Annotated in this window: 17 protein-coding genes and 3 tRNA genes; 11 read left to right on the plus strand and 9 right to left on the minus strand. The window is 68.0% G+C overall.

What is annotated here, in order from left to right; translation table 11 throughout:
• Window positions 1–58: 58 nt before the first annotated feature.
• The gene (locus GGQ93_RS05450; protein ID WP_183215598.1) at window positions 59–688 is read right to left on the minus strand and encodes a TetR/AcrR family transcriptional regulator; all 630 of its coding nucleotides are present in this window, start codon (window positions 686–688) and stop codon (window positions 59–61) included.
• 130 nt (window positions 689–818) lie between these two features.
• Here GGQ93_RS05450 and GGQ93_RS05455 point away from each other — a divergent pair, with 130 nt between their 5' ends.
• Genes GGQ93_RS05455 through GGQ93_RS05465 form a run of 3 tightly spaced genes read left to right on the plus strand, consistent with a single transcriptional unit; the run spans window position 819 to window position 3,922 of the window.
• Window positions 819–2,198 (plus strand): glycosyltransferase, encoded by a 1,380-nt coding sequence (locus tag GGQ93_RS05455; protein ID WP_224764405.1) that lies wholly within the window; start codon window positions 819–821, stop codon window positions 2,196–2,198.
• 18 nt (window positions 2,199–2,216) lie between these two features.
• Window positions 2,217–3,128 carry an RsmD family RNA methyltransferase gene (locus GGQ93_RS05460; RefSeq protein ID WP_183215602.1) on the plus strand — a complete coding sequence of 304 codons (912 nt, stop codon included), beginning with the start codon at window positions 2,217–2,219 and terminating at the stop codon, window positions 3,126–3,128.
• On the plus strand, window positions 3,125–3,922 hold the full coding sequence (locus tag GGQ93_RS05465) for a TrmH family RNA methyltransferase (protein ID WP_183215604.1): 798 nt from the start codon (window positions 3,125–3,127) through the stop codon (window positions 3,920–3,922). Before GGQ93_RS05460 ends, GGQ93_RS05465 begins: the two co-directional genes overlap by 4 nt.
• A gap of 55 nt (window positions 3,923–3,977) precedes the next feature.
• On the opposite strand, the gene GGQ93_RS05470 is transcribed toward GGQ93_RS05465, so the two are convergent.
• From GGQ93_RS05470 to hrpB, 3 genes are all read right to left on the minus strand, one after another.
• Window positions 3,978–5,315: an MFS transporter gene (locus tag GGQ93_RS05470; protein WP_375782440.1), complete on the minus strand. Its 1,338-nt coding sequence runs from the start codon at window positions 5,313–5,315 to the stop codon at window positions 3,978–3,980.
• A gap of 19 nt (window positions 5,316–5,334) precedes the next feature.
• Window positions 5,335–5,544: a hypothetical protein gene (locus GGQ93_RS05475; RefSeq protein ID WP_182713618.1), complete on the minus strand. Its 210-nt coding sequence runs from the start codon at window positions 5,542–5,544 to the stop codon at window positions 5,335–5,337.
• A gap of 74 nt (window positions 5,545–5,618) precedes the next feature.
• Window positions 5,619–8,054 (minus strand): ATP-dependent helicase HrpB, encoded by a 2,436-nt coding sequence (gene hrpB, locus GGQ93_RS05480; protein WP_183215606.1) that lies wholly within the window; start codon window positions 8,052–8,054, stop codon window positions 5,619–5,621.
• Window positions 8,055–8,210: 156 nt separating this feature from the next.
• On the opposite strand from hrpB, the gene GGQ93_RS05485 reads away from it, so the two are divergent.
• Window positions 8,211–9,821, plus strand: coding sequence for an amino acid permease (locus GGQ93_RS05485; RefSeq protein WP_183215608.1), 1,611 nt, complete (start codon window positions 8,211–8,213; stop codon window positions 9,819–9,821).
• A gap of 185 nt (window positions 9,822–10,006) precedes the next feature.
• Here GGQ93_RS05485 and GGQ93_RS05490 read toward each other — a convergent pair.
• Together GGQ93_RS05490 and GGQ93_RS05495 are read right to left on the minus strand one after the other, a co-directional pair.
• Window positions 10,007–10,091: transfer RNA gene (locus GGQ93_RS05490), tRNA-Leu, on the minus strand.
• A gap of 208 nt (window positions 10,092–10,299) precedes the next feature.
• Window positions 10,300–10,373, minus strand: a tRNA-Gln gene (locus tag GGQ93_RS05495).
• A 199-nt stretch (window positions 10,374–10,572) separates the two neighbouring features.
• Between GGQ93_RS05495 and GGQ93_RS05500 the strand changes: the two genes are divergently transcribed.
• Window positions 10,573–10,649 (plus strand) — tRNA-Pro (locus GGQ93_RS05500).
• A 111-nt stretch (window positions 10,650–10,760) separates the two neighbouring features.
• Here the strand turns inward: GGQ93_RS05500 and ilvC are convergent.
• Window positions 10,761–11,795 carry a ketol-acid reductoisomerase gene (ilvC, locus tag GGQ93_RS05505; RefSeq protein ID WP_183215610.1) on the minus strand — a complete coding sequence of 345 codons (1,035 nt, stop codon included), beginning with the start codon at window positions 11,793–11,795 and terminating at the stop codon, window positions 10,761–10,763.
• Between ilvC and GGQ93_RS05510 the strand changes: the two genes are divergently transcribed.
• The 4 genes from GGQ93_RS05510 to GGQ93_RS05525 all read left to right on the plus strand — a co-directional run bounded on the left by GGQ93_RS05510 (window position 11,794) and on the right by GGQ93_RS05525 (window position 15,166).
• A complete protein-coding gene (locus GGQ93_RS05510) occupies window positions 11,794–12,336 on the plus strand; it encodes a DUF924 family protein (RefSeq protein WP_183215612.1) in 543 nt (180 codons plus the stop codon). The two genes, ilvC and GGQ93_RS05510, sit on opposite strands and share 2 nt — an antisense overlap.
• Window positions 12,337–12,414: 78 nt before the next feature.
• Window positions 12,415–13,200 carry a peroxide stress protein YaaA gene (gene yaaA / locus GGQ93_RS05515; protein WP_182713622.1) on the plus strand — a complete coding sequence of 262 codons (786 nt, stop codon included), beginning with the start codon at window positions 12,415–12,417 and terminating at the stop codon, window positions 13,198–13,200.
• Window positions 13,201–13,252: 52 nt separating this feature from the next.
• Window positions 13,253–14,077, plus strand: coding sequence for a 3-hydroxybutyrate dehydrogenase (locus GGQ93_RS05520; RefSeq protein ID WP_183215614.1), 825 nt, complete (start codon window positions 13,253–13,255; stop codon window positions 14,075–14,077).
• 24 nt (window positions 14,078–14,101) lie between these two features.
• Window positions 14,102–15,166, plus strand: coding sequence for a patatin-like phospholipase family protein (locus tag GGQ93_RS05525; protein ID WP_183215616.1), 1,065 nt, complete (start codon window positions 14,102–14,104; stop codon window positions 15,164–15,166).
• On the opposite strand, the gene GGQ93_RS05530 is transcribed toward GGQ93_RS05525, so the two are convergent.
• Together GGQ93_RS05530 and GGQ93_RS05535 are read right to left on the minus strand one after the other, a co-directional pair.
• On the minus strand, window positions 15,163–16,089 hold the full coding sequence (locus tag GGQ93_RS05530; protein WP_224764407.1) for an L-threonylcarbamoyladenylate synthase: 927 nt from the start codon (window positions 16,087–16,089) through the stop codon (window positions 15,163–15,165). The genes GGQ93_RS05525 and GGQ93_RS05530 overlap by 4 nt on opposite strands.
• On the minus strand, window positions 16,086–16,637 hold the full coding sequence (locus tag GGQ93_RS05535; RefSeq protein WP_183215618.1) for a cytochrome b: 552 nt from the start codon (window positions 16,635–16,637) through the stop codon (window positions 16,086–16,088). The genes GGQ93_RS05530 and GGQ93_RS05535 overlap by 4 nt, the downstream gene beginning before the upstream one ends.
• A gap of 124 nt (window positions 16,638–16,761) precedes the next feature.
• Here GGQ93_RS05535 and GGQ93_RS05540 point away from each other — a divergent pair, with 124 nt between their 5' ends.
• Together GGQ93_RS05540 and GGQ93_RS05545 are read left to right on the plus strand one after the other, a co-directional pair.
• Window positions 16,762–18,546, plus strand: coding sequence for an acyl-CoA dehydrogenase (locus GGQ93_RS05540; RefSeq protein ID WP_183215620.1), 1,785 nt, complete (start codon window positions 16,762–16,764; stop codon window positions 18,544–18,546).
• 75 nt (window positions 18,547–18,621) lie between these two features.
• Window positions 18,622–20,841: a S9 family peptidase gene (locus GGQ93_RS05545; RefSeq protein WP_183215623.1), complete on the plus strand. Its 2,220-nt coding sequence runs from the start codon at window positions 18,622–18,624 to the stop codon at window positions 20,839–20,841.
• Window positions 20,842–20,857 lie beyond the last annotated feature (16 nt).

Raw genomic sequence — 20,857 nt, forward strand, 5'->3', positions numbered from 1 at the left:
GGGAGCGGCGTCAGCCCCACAAGGACCAGACAGAGAAGGAGCGACCGGGGGCGTGGGGTCACGGCTTAAGCAGGCCGTCGAACACGGCGTCCAGGGTCGTCTTGACCAACCGGTCCCGCTCCACCCACGGAAAATAGGGTTTGGTGATCATCAGCGACACGACGCCGTGCGCAGCCGCCCAAATCGACTGAGCGATCGCCCTGGCGTCGCCCTCCATCCGCCCTGCGGCCACGGTCTCCTCAACCAAGGCTCCAAAGGCGGAAAAGACGACGGCGCCCAGTTCCTGAGACAAGGTCTGAGCGCCCTCTCGGGCCTCAACGGGACGGGTCAGATAGATCAGGCGATAGGCGTTGGGCTGATCGAACCCGAACTGGGCGTACGCCTCGATCATGGCCCTCAGTCGCACCTCCGGCGGCGCGGAGCCCGTCGACAGGGAGGCCGCAGCCGCCGTCAGGACGCTGAAGGCGTTGCGGCAGATTTCCTGCAGGATCGCGCCCTTATCGGGGAAATGCATATAGAGGGCGGTCGAGGACAGGCCGACCTCATCCGCGATCTTGCGAATGGTCGCTCCTTCATAGCCGTGCTCGACGAAAATCCGCTCGGCGGCGGCCAGGATTTCGCCGCGCCGTGAATGGCCTTCCCCCTTGGGCTTGCGGTGGGAACGAGACGATTGCGACGCGAGGGGCAAAGGCGACTCCAGGTCAGGGGCGATCTGAATAGCGACAATCGATCATCGGCGCCAATCGGCGCAGAAAAATCCAGTTGCAACAAACAAGTATTTCCAGTTGTATTCGGCTCGGGCGGGGGCTGGAACGATGATGATCAAGACGAATGCGCTCAGCGGCGCAGGGCGTCGAACGCCGACGGCCTGGCAGGCGGCGGTTGTCGGCGGGCTGGTCGCATGTGCGGCGTTCGGCCTTGTCCTCTGGCCACGGGCGACGCTGGAGGCCCTGATCTTGGGGCTTCAGGCTTGTTTCGTCGCCACGGCCATTTGGCGGGCCGTCCTGGCGGCAGCCAGTCTTTCTCCGCCGCCCCCGCCGCCCAAGCCGGGCCGCTGGCCGCGCTATACCGTCCTGGCGGCCTTGTATGACGAGGCGGCGGTGGTGGAGCAGTTGGTGCAGAACCTGTCTCGGCTGGACTACCCCCGCCGACAGTTGCAGGGGTTCCTCATCCTGGAAGCGCACGATCAGTCAACCATTGCGGCGGCGACGGCCGCAGCCAGGCCTGACTGGCTGCAGATCCTGATTGTGCCGCCTGGCGCGCCCCAGACCAAGCCGCGCGCCCTCAACCACGCCCTTCCCTTCATCAAGGGCGAACTGGTCACCGTCTATGACGCCGAAGATGCGCCGGACCCGGGGCAACTGCGTGAAGCGGCGGCGCACTTCGCCCAGAGCCCTGATCTCGCCTGCGTTCAGGCGCCGTTGCGCGTTCGCAGAGGCGCCGGCCTGAAGGGGTTTCTCGATCGACAGTTCGCCCTGGAGTACGCCGCCCTTTTCGAGGTCAATCTTCAGGGCATAGCGAAGCTGAACCTGCCCTTCCCCCTCGGCGGCACCAGCAATCATCTTCGGACGGCCATCCTCCGGGATCTGGGCGGTTGGGACGCCTATAATGTGACGGAAGACGCCGACCTGGGCTTTCGGCTCTGGTCGGCGGGGTGGCGTCTGGGGGTCATCCACCGACCGACCTGGGAAACGCCGCCCGGCCCTTTCGAGCGCTGGCTGCCCCAGAGAACGCGATGGTTGAAGGGCTATATGCAGACCTGGGGCGTCCACACGCGCTCGCCCGCCGCCCTGGGCGAGCGCGGACTGCTGTCGCTTGTCATGACCTTGGGAGCCGCCGTCATATCCGCCGCCTGCCACGCTCCCGCCTTGGCCTGGATCGGCTCGGCCCTTCTCCTGGGTCTTCACACGGGCGCGGCGCCGTCCTTGCCGGTCGGATCGCTCGCCGTCCTGGCTCTGGGCGTCGTCGCCGCATGGATGAGTTGCGCCGTCGGGGCGCGGCGCGCCGGTCTGGACTATCGTCTCAGCGACATGCTGCTGGCGCCGGCCTACTGGTCCCTGCTCAGCGTCGCGTTTGTACAGGCTCTGTGGCGACTGATCGTATCGCCCTATGTCTGGGACAAGACGATTCATGAGCCGGACCATGACGCCGAATGCGACGCCTCGACCCATGTCGATGCTGGACGGAAGGCCGCCTGACCGCCTATCAGCCGCAGGATGGCGCCCCTGCTCTCCCCAACCCCCGAAACCCTGGTGACCCGCGGCTGGTCCGACTACGCCCTGTTGGACTCCGGCGACGGTCGGAAGCTGGAACGCTACGGTCCCTACACGGTGGTCCGGCCCGAGCCCCAGTGCTTCTGGTCCCCGCGCGACCCGGCCGCCTTCGACCAGGCCACGGCCGCCTTCGATCCGCAGCAGGAGGAGGACGACTCCGGTCGCTGGCGCTTCGACCGGCACGGCCCCGTCGACGCTTTTCCCCTGAAATGGCGCGAGGTGAAGTTCACCGGCCGTTTCACGCCTTTCCGCCACCTGGCCTTCTTCCCGGAACAGGCCGCCAACTGGGACTGGCTGGACGGCCGCGTGCGCGCCTTCACGCGCGACGCCGGCCGAGCGCCGAAGATCCTGAACCTGTTCGGCTACACCGGCGTCGCCAGCCTGGCCTGCGCCGCCGCCGGGGCCGAGGTCACCCACGTCGACGCCTCGAAGAAATCAGTCAACTACGCCCGCGAGAACGCCGAACAATCCGGCCTGTCCGACCGCCCGATCCGCTGGATCGTCGAGGACGCCCGAAAATACGTGGCCCGCGAGGTCCGGCGCGGCTCCAAATACGACGGAATCATCCTGGACCCGCCCAAGTACGGACGCGGCCCGACCGGCGAGGTCTGGCGCCTGTTCGAGGACATGCCGGCCCTGCTGAAGGATTGCGCCGCCCTGTTGTCCCACGAGGCCGATTTCCTGTTGCTGAACGCCTACGCCGCCCGCATCTCCGGCCTGTCCCTGGCCCATCTGATGGCCGAGGCCCTGCCGGATCGTAGCGGTCGCATCGACTGGGGCGAACTGGCCCTGTCCGAAGACGGCCCGAACGCCCGCGCCATCGGCCTGTCCTTCTTCGCCCGGTGGAGCCGATGACGGACCGCGTGATCACATCCCTGACCAATGACACGGTCAAGGCCGTCCGCGCCCTGCATATGCGCAAGGAGCGGGACAGCACCGGGACCTTCCTGGCCGAGGGGCTGAAATTCATCGGCGAGGCCCTGGACCTGGGCCGGGCGCCGCGCCTGCTGCTGGTCGGCGAGGACGCCCGCCCGCACCCCCTGCTGGACCGGGCCAGGGCCGAGACGCGCAAGGCCGGCGGCGAGATCGTCGTCGTCACCCACGCCATCCTCGAAAAGATCAGCCGCCGCGACAATCCCCAGACGGTCCTGGGCGTGTTCGATCAGGTCTATACCCCTCTGGACAGGCTGGACCCCGCCTCGGCCCCCTGCTGGGTGGCCCTGGAGCAGGTGCGTGATCCCGGCAATCTGGGCACCATCATCCGCACCGCCGACGCGGCCGGCTGCGGCGGCGTCATCCTGATCGGCGACTGCGTCGATCCCTATTCGGTCGAGGCGGTGCGCGCGACCATGGGTTCGGTCTTCGCCGTCTCCATCACCAAAGCCGACCCCGAGGCCTTCCTGGCCTGGCGCCAGACCTGGCCCGGCAGCGTCGTCGGCACCCGGCTGGACGCCAAGGTCAGCCACCACTCGGCGGTGATGCAGAAGCCGTCGCTGATCCTGATGGGCAATGAACAGGCCGGCCTGACCGACCAACTGGCCGCCGCCTGCGACGTCAACGTCAAGATCCCGATGCGCGGCCGGGCCGACAGTCTGAACCTGGCCATCGCGACCGGGATCATGGTCTATGCGGCGACGGACGAAGCCTAGGGCATGATCGTTTCGGACGGAACCGCTTCGCGGTTCCTCCTCAACGGATCAGGCTCTAGAGTTCCGTCTCCGGGCTGACCCGCCCCATGCCCCACAGGGCCAGTATGGTCACCACCGCCGACAGGGCCAGATAGCCGCCGACCGCCGCCAGGCCGTAGGTCTTGGCCAGCCAGGTCGCCAGATAGGGCGCCAGCGACGCCCCCACGATCCCTGCCAGATTGAAGGCCATGGACGCCCCCGTATAGCGGACGGCCGTCGGGAAGGGCCGCGCCATGGCCGCGCCGATAGGGCCGTAGGTGCAGCCCATCAGCGCAAAGCCCAGGGCGAAGAAGATCAGCAGCCCCGTCAGCCCCGCTCCGAACAGGGGCGCGAACAGGCCGCCGAACAGGGCGATCCCGACCGAAGAGGCGATCAGCACCCTGGTCTGGCCGAACTTGTCGGCCAGCAGGGCCGTCACAGGGATAAAGGCGGCGAAGAACAGCACCCCGATCAGCTGGACCGGCAGGACGTCGCCTCGCGCCAGCCCCATCCCCGTCGTCGCCCAACCCAGGGCGAAGACCGTCATCAGATAAAAGAGGGAGAAGGTCGTCACCCCGCTGAACGTCCCCAGGAACAGGGCGGTCTTGTGCTGGGCGAACAGGGTCACGGCCGGCGCCTTGACCCGCTCCTTCCGGTCCATCGCCGTCTGGAATTCCGGGGTCTCGGTGATCTTCAACCGCACCCACAGACCGACGAAGACCAGGACGGCGCTGGCCAGAAAGGGCAGGCGCCAGCCCCAGGCCTCGAACTGGGCCTCGCCCATCGTCGAGGTCAGGACGATGAAGGCGCCCGTCGACAGGATGAAGCCGATCGGCGCCCCCAGTTGCGGGAACATGCCGAACCAGGCCTTCTTGCCCGGCGGCGCGTTTTCGGTGGCCAGCAGCACGGCCCCGCCCCATTCGCCGCCCAGGCCCAGCCCCTGTCCGAACCGGCACAGGGCCAGCAGCAGGGGAGCGACAATACCGACCGTCGCATGGGTCGGCAGCAGGCCGATGGCCACGGTCGAAAGGCCCATGGTCATAAGGGCCGCCACCAGGGTCGCCTTGCGTCCCACCCGGTCGCCGAAATGCCCGAAGGCCAGGGCGCCGACCGGTCTTGCGAAAAAGGCGATGGAGAAGGTCGCGAAGGACGACAGCATGGCCGTCGTCGGGTCCCCGCCCGGGAAGAACAGCCGCGGAAACACCAGCACCGCCGCCGTGGCGTAGATATAGAAGTCGTAGAATTCGATCGTGGTGCCGATCAGGCTGGCGAAAAGCACCCGCCCTTTTCCGGCGGTCGGCGAGATGGTCCTGGCGTTCGGCACGATTTTGTCCCCGTTGGCGCACGGCGGGCGCGCCTGACCATATCGCGTCATCTTCTCCCGCTGAAAAGCCTCAACCTGCGGGCGACGGCCGTCCCATGGTCCAGTTCGCCTGCATCCGCACGACCGGGTTGGGCGCACACCAGATTTCTCCGGTCTCGGTAATGGCCGTCACCCAGATCAGATTGTGCTCCTGACCATAGTCGATGACGGCGAAGGCGAACCCCTTGCCGCGATCCTGCACGGTGACAGGCAGCGGGGGGTCGAGTTGGGTGAAGGCCATGGGCGTCCTCTGCGAGATTGGCTCAACGCAGCGCTTGCCGCCCGGTTGCAGCCGCTTGGGACGGGTTCGACGCTTCACGTCCCGCGGGGCTTGGCCCGGTTGGTCGCCTGGGCTTCGGCCGGGTTCTCGGGCCAGGGATGGCGCGGATAGCGGCCGCGCATCTCCGAGCGCACTGCCGCCCAGGAGCCCGCCCAGAATCCCGGCAGGTCCTGGGTCACCTGCACCGGCCGCCGCGCCGGCGACAGCAGGGCCAGGGTCAGGGGAACGCGGCCGCCGCCGACCGTCGGATGGGTCGTCACGCCGAACAACTCCTGAACGCGGATCTCAACGCGCGGTCCGCCCTCCGCGCCGTAGTCGATGCCCGCCGACCCCAGCGGCGTCGTCAGTCGCGGCGGCGCCAGTTCGTCCAGCCTGCGTTGCAGATCCCAGGGGATCAGCCCCCGCAAGGCGTCCGCCAGCCTGCCGTCGTTGGTCGCCGCCAGCGACTTCGCGCCCTCCAGCACCGGCCACAGCCAGTCCTCGCGCGCCGCCATGAGACCATCGTCCGACACATCAGGCCAGGCCGGGTCCAGCCCGTGCAGAAAAGCCAGCCGCGCCCGCAGAGCCGAGGCCTGCTCGCCCCAGTGCAGGGCGCCGATCCCCTCGGCCTCGACCTCGGCCTTCAGCACGGCCGACAACTGGCTCGCGTCAGGCGTCCCGATCACCTTCTCATCCAGAACGATCGCGCCGATCCGTCGGATGCGCTTGATCACCGCCCGGCCCGAGGGCTCGCGCGCCAGCCGTTCCTCGGTTTCGATCAGCCGCGCCAGATCGGTTTCAAGCGTCGCCGCGTCCAGCGCCGCCGCCAGCCGCACCCGGTCCCGCGCCTCGCCGCCCCCCAGCTCGGCCACCGCCAGCCAGGTCTCGCGCGCCAGGGGATCGGTCGCCTCGACCATGGCCCCGCGCCCGCTGGCCAGCAGCATCTCGCCGGCCTTGCCCCGCATCCGCGCGATCCGTTCGGGGAAGGCCACGGCCAGCAGCAGTCCCTCATCGACCGACCCGCCCGCGCCGCCGCCCGCCGCCCGAGCCCAGCGCTCAGCCAGTTTCAACGCATCCCGCGCCCGCGGCGACCGGTCCCGCTCCAGGCCGACCAGCCGTTCGTGCAGATCCACGTTCGATCCGCCCAATCCCGGCTCGCTCAGCACCGCCGCGATCCGCGCGCCCGTCATGGCGTCGTGCCCGTCCGAGGCCACGGCGACCATATGGGCCAGGCGCGGCGACAGGGGGATGCGTGTCAGCCGCCGCCCGTGATCGGTCAACCCGCCCTCCGCATCCAGCGCCCCCAGCCGCGTCAGCACCTTGCGCGCCTCGCCCAGGGCTCCGGCCGGCGGCGGGTCCAGCAGGGCCAACCCCTCGACCGACCGCGCGCCCCATCGCGCCAGATCCAACGCCAGGCCGGTCAAATCCGCCTCCTGGATTTCCGGCCGCTGATGCGGGACCAGGCCGCGCGTCTGTTCCTCGTCCCACAGCCGATAGCAGACGCCCGGTTCGGTCCGTCCCGCCCGTCCCCGGCGCTGTTCCGCCGACGACCGGCTGACCCGAACCGTGGCCAGCCGGGTCAGGCCGCTGGACGGCTCGAACCGAGGCACGCGCGACAGGCCGCCGTCCACCACCACCCGCACCCCGTCGATCGTCAGGCTCGTCTCCGCAACCGAGGTCGCCAGCACCAGCTTGCGCCGCCCCGGCGCCGCCGGTTCGATGGCGCGGTCCTGCTCCGCCCGATCCAGTCCGCCATACAGGGGAACCACGTCGACGTTCGGCAGCCTCAGCCGTTCGTTGATCTGCCGCACGACCCGATGAATCTCGCCCTGCCCCGGCAGGAAGGCCAGAACCGACCCCGTCTCCTCGCCCAGGGCCGTCAGACAGGCCCGCGTCATCGCCTCCTCGAACCGCTCGGTCGGATTGCGGCCCAGATAGCGGGTGTCGACCGGATAGGCCCGCCCCTCCGCCTCGATCACCGGCGCGCCGTCCAGCAACCGCGACACCCCCGCCACGTCCAGGGTGGCCGACATCACCAGCAGCCGCAGATCCTCCCGCAGCGCCCCTTGCGTTTCCCGCGCCAGGGCCAGACCCAGGTCGGCGTCCAGGCTGCGCTCGTGAAATTCGTCGAACAGGACCGCTCCCACCCCCTCCAGCCCGGGGTCGTCCAGGATCATCCGTGTGAAGACCCCCTCGGTGATCACCTCGATCCGCGTCTTCGGCCCGATCCGGCTCTGCAGCCGGGTGCGGTAGCCGACCGTCCCGCCCGCCTCCTGGCCCAGGGTGGCGGCCATCCGGTCGGCGGCGGCCCGTGCGGCGATACGGCGCGGCTCCAGCACCAGCACCCGTCCGTCGCCCAGCCAGGCCTGGTCCAGCAGGGCCAAGGGGACGACCGTGGTCTTCCCCGCCCCCGGCGGGGCGGCCAAAGCCGCCGTATTTCCGTTTGCAAGGGCGGATTTCAGCGGGTCGAGAACGGCGTGGATCGGCAACATGATCCGCCTCTAGCCCGATGCGCCCCCGATGCGCCACGATCACGAAAGCGTCGTGAGCGCTTCACCCCGCAGTCATGCGCGTTGCGCGGCCCGCATTCCGCCGCTAGCGTCCCCGCCGACGCGGCCAGAGGGCCGCTGTAAACGTGGGGGTATTCTATGTGGCGCGTTAAGTCGCTCGACGCGATTCTGGCCACGGCCGAGAAGAAGTCGCTTCATCGGTCGCTCGGACCTGTTCAACTGACCTTGCTCGGCATCGGCGCCATCATCGGCACCGGCATCTTCGTTCTGACGGCTGCGGCCTCTCAGAAGGCCGGCCCCGGCATGATGGTCAGCTTCGTCATCGCCGGCGCGGTCTGCGCGGTGGCGGCGCTCTGCTATTCGGAACTGGCGGCCATGGCCCCGGTCTCCGGCTCGGCCTACACCTATACCTACGCCGTCCTGGGCGAGCTGCTCGCCTGGTGCGTCGGCTGGGCCCTGATCCTCGAATACGCTGTTGCGGCCTCGGCCGTGTCGGTGGGCTGGTCCGGCTATGTGCTGGGCCTGATAGAGAACGGGATAGGCTTCGACTTCCCGGACCTCCTATCCGCCGGACCGACCTGGAGCATGAACGGCTTCATCCCGACGCCAGACTTCTCGGCCGGGATCGTCAACATTCCCGCCATCATCGTGGCCCTGGCCGTGACGGGCCTGCTGATCCTGGGCACCACCGAGTCGGCCCGCGTCAACGCCATCCTGGTGGCGATCAAGGTCGCGGCCCTGACGGTCTTCATCGTCCTGACCCTGCCGGTCATCGACACCGCCAACCTGTCGCCCTTCGCGCCCAACGGCCTGTTCGGCGCCTATTCGGGCATGGGCATCGTCGGCGCCGCCGCCTCGATCTTCTTCGCCTATGTCGGCTTCGACGCCGTCTCCACCGCTGCTGAAGAGACCAAGAACCCGCAGCGCAACGTGCCGATCGGCCTGATCGGCTCCCTGGCCTTCTGCACCGTCTTCTATCTGCTGGTCGCCCTGGGCGCGGCCGGCGCCATCGGCGCCCAGCCGGTCCTCGGCGCCGCCGGTCAAGCCGTCCAGCCGGGCTCCCCTGCCTTCGTCGCCGCCTGCGCCCTGCCGGCCAACGCCGAGGCTCTGGTCTGCTCGAACGAGGCCCTGGCCCACGTCCTGCGCGTCATCGGCCATCCGCAGGTCGGCAACGCCCTGGGCACCGCCGCCCTCTTGGCCCTGCCTTCGGTCATCCTGATGATGATCTACGGCCAGACCCGCATCTTCTTCGTCATGGCGCGCGACGGCCTGCTGCCGGAAGGCCTGACCAAGATGCACAAGCGGTTCAAGACCCCCTATGTCGTGACCCTGTTCACCGGCGTCGCCGTCGCCATCGCCGCCGCCCTCTTCCCGGTGGGTCAGCTGGCCGACATCTCGAACTCGGGCACCCTGTTCGCCTTCTTCATGGTGTCGATCGCGGTCCTGATCCTGCGCAAGACCGACCCGAACCGGAAACGTCCGTTCAAGACGCCCCTGGTCTGGATCATCGCGCCGCTTTCGGCCGCCGGCTGCGCCTTCCTGTTCTGGAACCTGCCGCATGACGCCAAGATGGTCCCGCCCATCTGGGGCGCCGTGGGTCTGGTGATCTATTTCGCCTACGGCTTCCGTAAGAGCCACGTCGCCCGCGGCCTGGTCGAGGTCCCGGAACTGTCCCCCGACGCCCCGGTCGGCCCGGTCCCGCCGATGCCGGGCGCCCCGGCCCCCGGCTCCAAGGAAGAACGCGACTGATGCAAAGAAGGCCGGGGTCGACGCCCCGGCCTTTTTCTTCGCCGCAAGCGAAACAGAGGCGCGCCAACGGGTCTCAGGCAGCGCCACGCGCGATAGACCCACAAAAATGGCCTCAAGCAGCCCGAAGCGCGATAGGCCCCCTACAAAGACAAAAAAGGCCCGGAATCGCTCCCGGGCCTTTTGCTTGGTGCGGATGAGAGGACTCGAACCTCCACGCCTCGCGGCGCTGGAACCTAAATCCAGTGCGTCTACCAGTTCCGCCACATCCGCATGGGCAGGCAGTGGGCTCTAGAGGGCGGGATCGCCCCTGACAAGGGGCGCTGTAACCCCAACGCCGTCCCGCCACCAGTTCATTGCGAATCGCGCCGCCCAGGGGATTGCGGCCAGAATGCCGTCTCCGCACTGAAATCACCCGTGTCTTGAGGCTTGGCCGGCGGGCCTGACACCAAGGCAGGCCTTCGCTTATGGGAGGGGCGGATGGCTGGGGAACTAGGACTCGAACCTAGAATGACGGTACCAAAAACCGGAGTGTTACCATTACACCATTCCCCAGCAGGTCCGGCGTCCGCAGCACTCTCGTGCGGCGGAGGCGGTCAGATAGGCCAAACCGTTTTCGGATGCAACACCCCCGCTCAGGACAATTTTCGCCGACTGCGAAGAAGGTCGAAATGGACGCTTGCGGCCTCCGAAACCCATGGCTATAAGCCGCGTCCTCACTTCGGGGCGACGCCTTGCGGCCAGCCCCCACGGTCGGAGTGTGGCTCAGCCTGGTAGAGCACTGCGTTCGGGACGCAGGGGTCGGAGGTTCGAATCCTCTCACTCCGACCATTCTCTCTCATACCTCTAGTGATCGTCACCCTCGGGCTCGACCCGAGGGCCGGCCCGTCCGCCGCATGGCGTCGATAAGGACGCACAGGATGACGAGTCATCTCCCGCGCATCAGTCGTCGTTCGCCGCCGTCTCCCGCGCCCGCCGCGCCGCCTCGTTCAGACGCGCCCCCACCGACTCGATCGGCCGCCGCCCCAGGGCCGCGCGCCGCGCCATGAGGTCGGGCGAGCCGGCGTCATAGTCCGCCATCAGATCCCGCACGAATCCCCCGCCCTGAACCTCGGCCAGGACCTGATCCATGGCGGCGCGCGATTCGGCGCCGATCACGCGCGGCCCGGTGCGGTAAGCCCCGTACTCCGCCGTATTGGAGATCTTGGCGAAGGCGCCGGCTATGCCGCGCTCGTACATCAGGTCGGTGACCAGCTTGGCCTCGTAGAAACATTCGAACCAGGCCACCTCGGCCGGATAGCCGGCCTCGACCAGTTTCATGAAGGCCGAATCGATCAGTTCGGCGATCCCGCCGCACAGCACCACCTGTTCGCCGAACAGGTCGCTCTCGCACTCGTCCCGCATCGTCGTCTCGAGGATGCCCTTGCGTCCGCACCCCAGGGCCGCCGCATAGGACAGGCCCAGGGCATGGGCCCCGCCCGTGGCGTCCTGATGCACTCCGAACAGGCAGAAGACCCCCTCCCCGGCCTCGTACAGGTCGCGGATGCGCGGCCCAATCCCCTTGGGCGAGGCCAGGATCACGTCCAGATCGTCGCGAGGCTCCACCAGTCCGAATCGCACCGACAGGCCGTGGGCGAAGACCAGGGCAGCGCCGGGCCGCACAGCAGGCGCCAGTTCGTCGCGCCACAGGTCGCGATGCGCCTCGTCGGAGGTCATGACGGCGACCACGTCCGCCCCAGCCGCCGCCTCGCCCGCCGTCATCACCTTAAATCCGTCGGCTTCGGCCACAGCCCGCGTCTTCGACCCGGGCTTCAGGCCGACCACGATGTCGGTCACGCCCGAATCGCGCAGGTTCAGCGCATGGGTGCGTCCCTGACTGCCGTAGCCGATCATGGCCACGCGCTTGCCGCGGATGATCGAAAGGTCGCAGTCGCGGTCATGGAAGACGGGCAGCGGATTGGCTAAGATGTCGGTCATGGTCCCCTTCATAACCGCATCCGACGTCGTCGCCTTCTGGAAAGAGGCCGGGCCCGAAAAGTGGTTCGCCAAGGACGAGGCCTTCGACGCCCAGTTTCGGTCGCGCGGCCAGGATCTGCACCTGTCGGCCGCCCGGCGCGAACGCGACGACTGGATCGAGGCCCCCGAGACCGCCCTGGCCCTGCTGATCCTGCTGGATCAGTATCCGAGGAACAGTTTCCGCGGCACGGCCCATCAGTTCGCCACCGATCCCCTGGCGCTGATGTTCGCCGAACAGGCGGTGGCGCGCGGCTGGCACCTCCGGGTCGAACCCGAGCTGAAGAACTTCCTCCTGCTGCCCTTCGAACATTCCGAACGGCTCGAGGATCAGGACCGCTACCTGGCCCTGGTCGCCGGCGACGCCGAGCTGGAGAAATGGGGCCGCCTGCACCGCGACATCATCGTGCGCTTCGGCCGCTTTCCCCACCGCAACCTCGCCCTGGGCCGCGCGACGACGCCGCAAGAGCAGGCCTTCCTCGATCAGGGCGGCTTCGGCGGCTGAGCCGCGGCATTCCGGCCTCGCCCGTTCAAATCTTCGCAGAAGCGGCCTATGTGAGCGGCGCCATCACGGAGCCGTCCCTTGCTGATCCTTCTTTCTCCCGCCAAACGGCTCGACTTCTCGCCGGCCGATCCGGCCCTGCCCGGCACGGAGCGTCGCTTTCTGGAAGACACCGCCAGCCTAGCGGCGACGGCGCGGCGTCAGACCAAGGCCGACCTGCGTCGCCTGATGGGGATTTCGGATGATCTGGCGACCTTGAATCTGGAACGGTTCAGGGCGTTCGATCCGGAATCGACGGACGGCGTCCAGGCCGCCTTCGCCTTCGCCGGCGACGTCTATGAGGGGCTGAAGGCGCGAGAGCTGGACGCCGCCGCCCTGGCCTTCGCCCAGGACCATCTGCGGATTTTGTCCGGCTTCTACGGGCTGCTGCGTCCGCTCGACCGGATCCAGCCCTATCGACTGGAAATGGGCACGCGGCTGAAGACCCGCCGCGGCTCCAGCCTTTATGATTTCTGGGGCGATCGGATCTCCAAACAGCTGAACGCCGACGCCGAAGACCTCAGAGCCCAGGGATCGCCCGATCCGGTCGTCGTCAACCTGGCCAGCCAGGAATATTTCGGCGCCGTCGACGCCAAGGCTCTGAAACTGCCGGTCGTCACGCCCCAGTTCCGCGAGGAGAAGAACGGCGAAACGCGGATCGTCTCCTTCTTCGCCAAGAAGGCGCGCGGCGCCATGAGCCGCTTCGCCATCGACGAACGGCTGGAACGAGTCGAGGATCTGAAGGCTTTCGACCGGGACGGCTACGGTTTCGACAAGGCGGCCTCGACCGAGACCGAATGGATATTCATCAGGTCGGGAAATTCTTGATCTTCGCCGGGCGCCCCCGCTAGTCTCTCGCGAAAGAACGAAAGGCGCATCCATGTCCACCTCGCCCCAGTCCCCTGACTTCCGCGACATCGGCGATCTGAAGGGTCAGGCGGCGGTGATCTCGGGCTCGACCTCGGGCATCGGCCTGGCCCTGGCGCGCGCGGTGGCGACGCGGGGCGGCGACGTGGTCCTGAACGGCCTGGGCGATCCGGCCGAGATCGAGCGCACCCGCGCCGCGCTTGAAGCGTCTTCCGGCGTGCGGGTGCGCTATCACCCCGCCGACATGACGCGCGGCGAGGAGGTGGCCGACATGGTCGCCTTCGCCGAGCGCGAGTTCGGCCGCCTGGACATTCTGGTCAACAACGCCGGCGTCCAGCATGTGGAGTCGGTCGAGAAGTTTCCCACCGACAAATGGGAACAGATCATCGCCATCAACCTGTCCTCGGCCTTCTACGCTACCCGCGCCGCCATCCCGATCATGAAGGCCCAGGGGCGTGGTCGGATCGTCAACATGGCCTCGGCCCACGGCCTGGTCGCCAGCCCCTTCAAATCGGCCTATGTCGCGGCCAAACACGGCATCATCGGCTTCACCAAGACGGTGGCGCTGGAGCTGGCGCAGGACAACATCACCTGCAACGCCATCTGCCCCGGCTTCGTCCATACGCCGATCGTGGAAAAGCAGATCGAAGACCAGGCCCGCACCCGCGGCATCAGTCCTGAAAAGGTCATGAGCGACGTGATCCTGGCCGCCCAGCCGACCAAACAGTTCGTCACGACGGATCAGTTGGCGGGGCTGTTCCTCTATCTGGTCAGCGACCTGGGCGCCTCGGCCAACGGCGCCAGTTTCTCGATCGACGGCGGCTGGACCGCTCAATAAGATCATCCCAGCGGGGGCCGACCTATGGCGATCTTCAAACGCAAGACCGCCGAGCCGACGGACCTCGCCGCCGCTTCGACAGGCCGGCGGCCCTTCTGTCTGGCGCTTCAAGGCGGCGGGGCGCACGGCGCCTTCCAATGGGGGGTGCTGGATCGACTGCTGGAAGACGATCGGCTGGATATCCGCGCCGTCTCGGGCGTGTCCGCCGGCGCCATGAACGGCGCCGCCCTGGTTTCCGGCCTGGCGAGCGGCGACGCCCGCGCCGCCCTGGACCGGCTGTGGCGCGAGATCAACCAGTCGGGGGGCCGCAACGTCTTCGGCGACAGCGCCCTGTGGAATCCGGCCCAGGCGCCCGACTGGCTGAAGGACACGCCGCTCTGGCGCGCCGGAGAAACCCTGGCTCTGTCAATGAGCCCGTATGAATTCAATCCCTTGAACCACAATCCTCTGAAGCGGGTTCTGAAGACGGCCGTGGATTTTCAGGCGGTCCAGGGCTCCGACATCAAACTGTTCGTCGCCGCCACGGCCGTGCGCCAGGCCAGGGCCCGCATCTTCGCGTCCAGCGAGATCACCGCCGACGTCCTGATGGCCTCGGCCTGTTTGCCGCACCTGTTTCAGGCCGTCGAGATCGAGGGGGAGCCTTACTGGGACGGCGGTTATCTGACCAATCCGCCGCTCTGGCCCCTGACGGGGGATGATACGCCGGACGACGTGCTGCTGGTGACGCTGAACCCGATGGTGCGCGACGAGACGCCCCGCGCGGCGGGCGACATCGTCGATCGGTTGAATGAGATCCTCTTCAACGCGCCGCTCCTGGCCGAGCTGCGCGCCATCGCCATGGCCGGCGAAATGATCAGCCAGGGCCAGTTGAAACACGGCTCGGGGCCCTATCGACAATTGCGACTTCACGCCATCGAGGCCGACGGTTGGCTGTCGGACCTGTCCTTGAGGTCGAAGTTCAACACGGAATGGAGTTTCCTGATCGACCTGAAGGCCCGTGGCCGGGCGGCTGCGGACGACTGGCTGGAGACCTGTCTCGCCAGCGTCGGACGCCGCTCCAGCGTCGATCTTCAGGCGCGGTTCGGTTAGCCGACGAAGCCGGCCGCTCGCCGGAGCCTGTCGTTGATCGCCTCGCCCAGTCCGGAGGAAGGAATGGGCGCCACGGCTATGCCCGCCGGCTTGGTGCGATCTGCTTCTCTGAACAACCTGAACAGGTTAGCGGCGGCTTCTCGCAGATCGCCGGAAGGACTGAGACTCCAGCGGGGGTCGCCGACGCCCGGCCCGAACCCCAGCAGGATTTCCCCCGGACGCGGCTGGGTCGCCTCGATCCGCACCGGGGCGTCAGGCGCATAGTGGACGGCCAGCCGGCCCGGCGAGCGTCGCCCGTCGCCACTCCCGTCCAGGGGACCGACCACGGCCTCGATCTCCGCTCGGGTGACGGCGCCGGGTCTCAGCAGGGCGACCCGTCCTTCCAGGACCGAGACGACGGTGCTTTCCAGACCGACGGCGCAGGGCCCGCCGTCCACGGCGGCCGAGACGGCGAAGCCGGTCTCCTCCACGGCGTCGGCGAAGGTCGTCGGACTGGGCCGGCCGGAACGGTTTGCCGACGGCGCCACGACGGGACCGCCGAACATCGACAGCACCGCCCGCGCCTGGGCGTGGCCGGGAACGCGCACGGCGACGCTGTCCAGCCCCGCGCGCGCCAGATCACAGACGCGGGTCCGATCCCGCACCGGGACCACCAGCGTCATCGGCCCCGGCCAGAAGGCCTGGGCCAGGGAACGGGCGGCGGCGTCGAAGAGGCCGATCGCCTCAGCGGCGGCGGCGTCAGAGACATGCGCGATCAAGGGGTTGAACCGAGGTCTTCCCTTGGCTTCGAAAATGGCGGCCACCGCTCGCGGATCGGCGGCGTCGGCGCCCAGGCCATAGACCGTCTCGGTCGGCAGCAGGATCAGTTCGCCGCGTCGCAGGGCGGCGGCGGCCTGATCCGGCGGGTCGCCCGCGTCCCTCACGGCCGCCGCGGGATCAGGGGGATCATCCGATGCAGCACATTGTCGCGGTTGATGAACTGATGCTTCAGCGCCGCGGCGACATGCAGGGCGATCAGGACATAGAGCCCCTTCATCACCGTCTCATGCACGTCCATGAACCGACCGGCGGCCTCGCGCCCGCCGCCCACTGGCAAGAGGGGCCAGTCGAACAGGCCGAACCAGGCGAAGTCGCGTCCCGCCGCCGAAGTGGCCAGCCAGCCCGACAGAGGCATGGCGATCAGGACGACGTAAAACAGGACATGGGTGGCGCGCGCCGCCAGCCGCTCCCAGCGCGGCATCTGCGCGGGCAAGGGAATGGCCGGATGCGCCAGTCGCCAGCCGATGCGAGCCAGGGTCAGGATCAGGATCGACACGCCCAGCGACTTGTGCAGCATGACGAACTGCCCGGACAGCGGCCCCTGCGTGCTCTCATGGGCGGTGATCAGCAGCACCTGGACCAGGATCGCCGCAGCGATGATCCAGTGCAAAGCCAGTGACACCGACGAATAGCGATTGCGCGGCTCGGCCATGACGACTTCCCTTCCCTCGCGGCAGGGCGTCACTGTGCCCCGATTGCCCCGACTGCGCCAAGTCTCTCTTGCGACGGGGGGCTTCGGCGAGGCACTTAAGCCGGAAAGGACATCGAGGAAACCCATGAGCTACCGCGCCCCCGTTCGTGATCTGGCCTTCACCCTGGAGGCCGTGGCCGGCATGGCGGACGTCGCCACCACCGGCGCCTTTCCGGATTACGATTCCGACGTCGCCTCGGCCGTGCTGGAGGCGGCGGGACAGTTTTCGCAGGAGGTTCTGGCCCCGCTGAACCGCATCGGGGACCAGAAGGGCTCGCTCTACGCCAACGGGGCCGTCTCGGCCGCTCCCGGCTTCGCCGACGCCTATCGCCAGTTCGCCGCCGGCGGATGGACCGGTCTGTCGGCGCCGGTCGAGGCGGGCGGCCAGGCCCTGCCCAAGGCCCTGGAGCTGGCGGCCTATGAGACCGTCCACGCCGCCAACATGGCCTTCGGCCTGTGTCCAATGCTGTCTCTCGCCGCCATCGAGGCCTTGGAGCAGGTCGGCACGGAAGAGCAGAAGGCGAAATATCTGACCAAGCTCGTCAGCGGCGAATGGACCGGCGCCATGGTGCTGACCGAGCCGGGCGCCGGTTCGGACCTGGGCTCTCTGATCACCACGGCGACGCCGAACGGCGACGGGACCTACGCCATCCACGGTCAGAAGATCTTCATCACCTGGGGCGATCACGACGCGACGGACAACATCATCCATCTGGTCCTGGCGCGCCTGCCCGACGCGCCCAAGGGGCCCAAGGGGATCAGCCTGTTCCTGGCGCCGAAATTCCTCGTCAAGGACGACGGAAGCCTGGGCGAACGCAACGCCTTCCGTCCCGTCGGGGTCGAGCACAAGCTGGGCATCCACGCCTCGCCCACCTGCGTCATGGCCTATGAGGGCGCGCGGGCCGAGCTGGTCGGACGTCCGAACGAGGGCCTGGCCCATATGTTCGTCATGATGAACGCCGCCCGCCTGGCCGTCGGGGTCGAAGGCGTCGGCATCGCCGAACGCGCCTATCAGCACGCCCTGGCCTATGCGCTGGACCGCCGCCAGGGTCGATCGGTCTGGACCGGAGAGGCCAACGCCCCGATCTTCGATCATCCGGACGTGCGTCGAATGCTGGGTGTGATGAAGGCCAAGACCGCGGCCGCTCGCGCCCTGTGCCTGTCGACCGGCGTCGCCGCCGATCTGGCCCGTCATGCCGAAACGGAAGAGGCGCGCCGCCGCTGGAAGGCCCGCGAGGACCTGTTCACCCCCATCGCCAAGGCCTGGTCCACCGACGTCGGATGCGAAGTCGCCTCCCTGGGCGTCCAGGTCCATGGCGGCATGGGCTTCATCGAGGAGACGGGCGCGGCTCAATACTATCGCGACGCCCGAATCGCCCCGATCTACGAGGGCACCAACGGCATCCAGGCCATGGATCTGGTCGGGCGCAAACTGTCGATGGACGGGGGCGAGGCGGCCAAGGCCCTGATCGCCGACATGAAGACGACGCTGGCCGACCTCTCTGGCCTCTATGCCGGCAAGCCGGTCGAACGGTTCGCCACGGCCGTCGAGGCGGTGGAGGACGCCACACTGTGGCTGTTGGACCGCAAGGCCGACCCGGATGCGGCGGCCGACGTCCTGGCCGCGGCGGACGCCTATCTGAAGCTCTTGGGCGACGTCATCGGCGGCTGGATGCTGGCCAAGGGGGCGCTGGCCGCCAAGGCGCGGCTGGACGCCGCCGACGGCGATCCGGTCTGGCTGCAGGGCAAGCTGGACCTCTATGAACTCTACGCCGCCAATGTTCTGGGCCATGTCTCCAGCCGTCTGGCGGCCGTGGGCCAGGGCGGCGACCTGCTGAAACGGATGACGGTCGAGGCCCTGGCGGGCTGACGCCCGACGCGATCTTGATTTGACCTTGGGCGGCCCGAACGCCCAAGGTCGCATCCGCACGCCCGGGAGCCGACCATGAACCGACGCCAAATCCTCCTGTCCACCGCTGCGACGGCCTTGGCCGCCTCGGCCTCCCCCGCCCTCGCCCGCCAGTCTTCCGGAGCCTCGATGCCCCAACCCCCTGTCGCCAAGAAGATCCCCGTCGTCATCGAACAGCTGGGGCGCACCCGCACCGACGACTATCAGTGGATGAAGGACGACAATTGGCAGGCGGTGCTGCGCGATCCGACCCTGATCAAGGCCGAGGTCAAAGAGCATCTGACGGCCGAAAACGCCTATCGCGAAGCCATGATGGCCTCGACCCTCCCCCTCCAGGAGACGATGTTCCAGGAGATGCGCGGACGCATCAAGGAGGACGACAGTTCCGTCCCCGCGCCTGACGGCGACTGGACCTACTATGTCGAGTACCGCACGGGCGACCAGCATCCCCGCTATATGCGCGTCGAGCGCCAGGGAACCTGGATGGTCGATGGCCGGCCGGTGACGAAGAATTTCATCGTCGCCCCGACTCCCCAACTGCTGCTGGACGCCAATGAACTGGCCGAAGGCAAGGCCTATTCCGAGGTCTCGGCCGCCGCCCACAGCCCTGACCACAGCCTGTTCGCCTATGCCGAGGACGCGCAAGGGTCCGAGGTGCACAAGATCTATGTGAAGGATCTGGCGACCGGCGCCGTCCTGCCCGATGTGATCGAGAGCGCCACCGGCGACTTCACCTTCTCGCCTGACAGCCGGTGGATTTTCTGGACCAATCGCGACGACAACGGACGGCCGGACAAGATCTTCCGCCGCCCGGCGCGCGGCGGCGAGACGACCCTGGTCTATGAGGAGGCGGACGACGGCATGTTCATCGGCGTCGGCCGCACCGCCGACGACCGGTTCATCGTCATCGGCATCCAGAACCAGGAGACGTCCGAGGCCCGCTACATCCCCGCCGACGACCCGACCGCTGCGCCGGTCGTTTTGGAGCCGCGCCAGGTCGCCGTCCGCTATGACGTCGATCACTGGGACGACCGCTGGGTGATCCGCACCAACGCCGACGACGCCATCGACTTCAAGATCGTTCAGGCGCCGACCGAAACGCCCGGCAGGGCGCATTGGACGGATCTCGTCCCCCATACGCCGGGTCGTTTCATCGAGGGGATGGACCTGACCCGCCATCATCTGGCGCGCCAGGAACGGGCCGACGCCAACACCCGCATCATCATCCGCGATCGCGCCGGGGCCGAACATGCGATCGCCGTCGATGAACCGGCCTTCGCCCTGTCGCTGTCGGGCGCGTCGGAGTTCGACACCACGACGACCCGCTACAGCTACAACTCGCCGTCCACCCCGACCCAGACCTATGACTACGACATGGCGTCGCGGGAACGCACGCTGCGCAAGACCCAGGAAATCCCGTCGGGCCACAATATCGAAGACTATGTGGTCGAACGGCTGAACGCCCCCGCCGCCGACGGTCAACTGGTGCCTGTCACCGTCCTGCGCCGCCGCACCACGCCGATCGACGGCTCGGCCCCGCTGCTGCTGTACGGCTACGGCTCCTACGGCATCCCTATGCCGGCGGGCTTCTCGACCAATCGTCTGTCGCTGGTGGATCGCGGCTGGATCTACGCCATCGCCCACATCCGGGGTGGATCGGACAAGGGCTGGGGCTGGTTTCTCAGCGCCCGCCGGATGACCAAGAAGAACACTTTCACCGATTTCATCGCCGCCGCCGAACATCTGATCGCGCAGAACTACGCCACGGCCGGAAACATCGTGGCCCAGGGCGGATCGGCCGGCGGCATGCTGATGGGCGCCGTCAACAATATGCGGCCGGACCTCTGGGCCGGGATCATCGGCCAGGTGCCCTTCGTCGATGTCATCAACACCATGAGCGACACCTCCCTGCCGCTGACGCCGCCGGAATGGCCCGAATGGGGCAATCCGATCGAGGACCCGGACGCCTACGACTATATGATGAGCTACAGTCCCTATGATCAGGTGAAGCCCCAGGCCTATCCCGCCGTCCTGGCGACGGGCGGCCTGTCCGATCCACGGGTGACCTATTGGGAGCCGGAGAAGTGGGTCGCCAAACTGCGGCCCGCCACCACCTCGGGCAAGCCCGTCCTGCTGAAGATCAATATGGAAGCCGGCCACGGCGGCGCCGCCGGCCGGTTCGACTATCTGAAGGAGGTCGCCCACGACTACGCCTTCGCAGTCTGGGCGATCGAAAAGGGCTGGGAGACGGCTTAACCCGCCCGCACCGGCG

The sequence above is a fragment of the Brevundimonas aurantiaca genome (assembly GCF_014199955.1).
Taxonomy (GTDB): Bacteria; Pseudomonadota; Alphaproteobacteria; order Caulobacterales; family Caulobacteraceae; genus Brevundimonas; species Brevundimonas aurantiaca.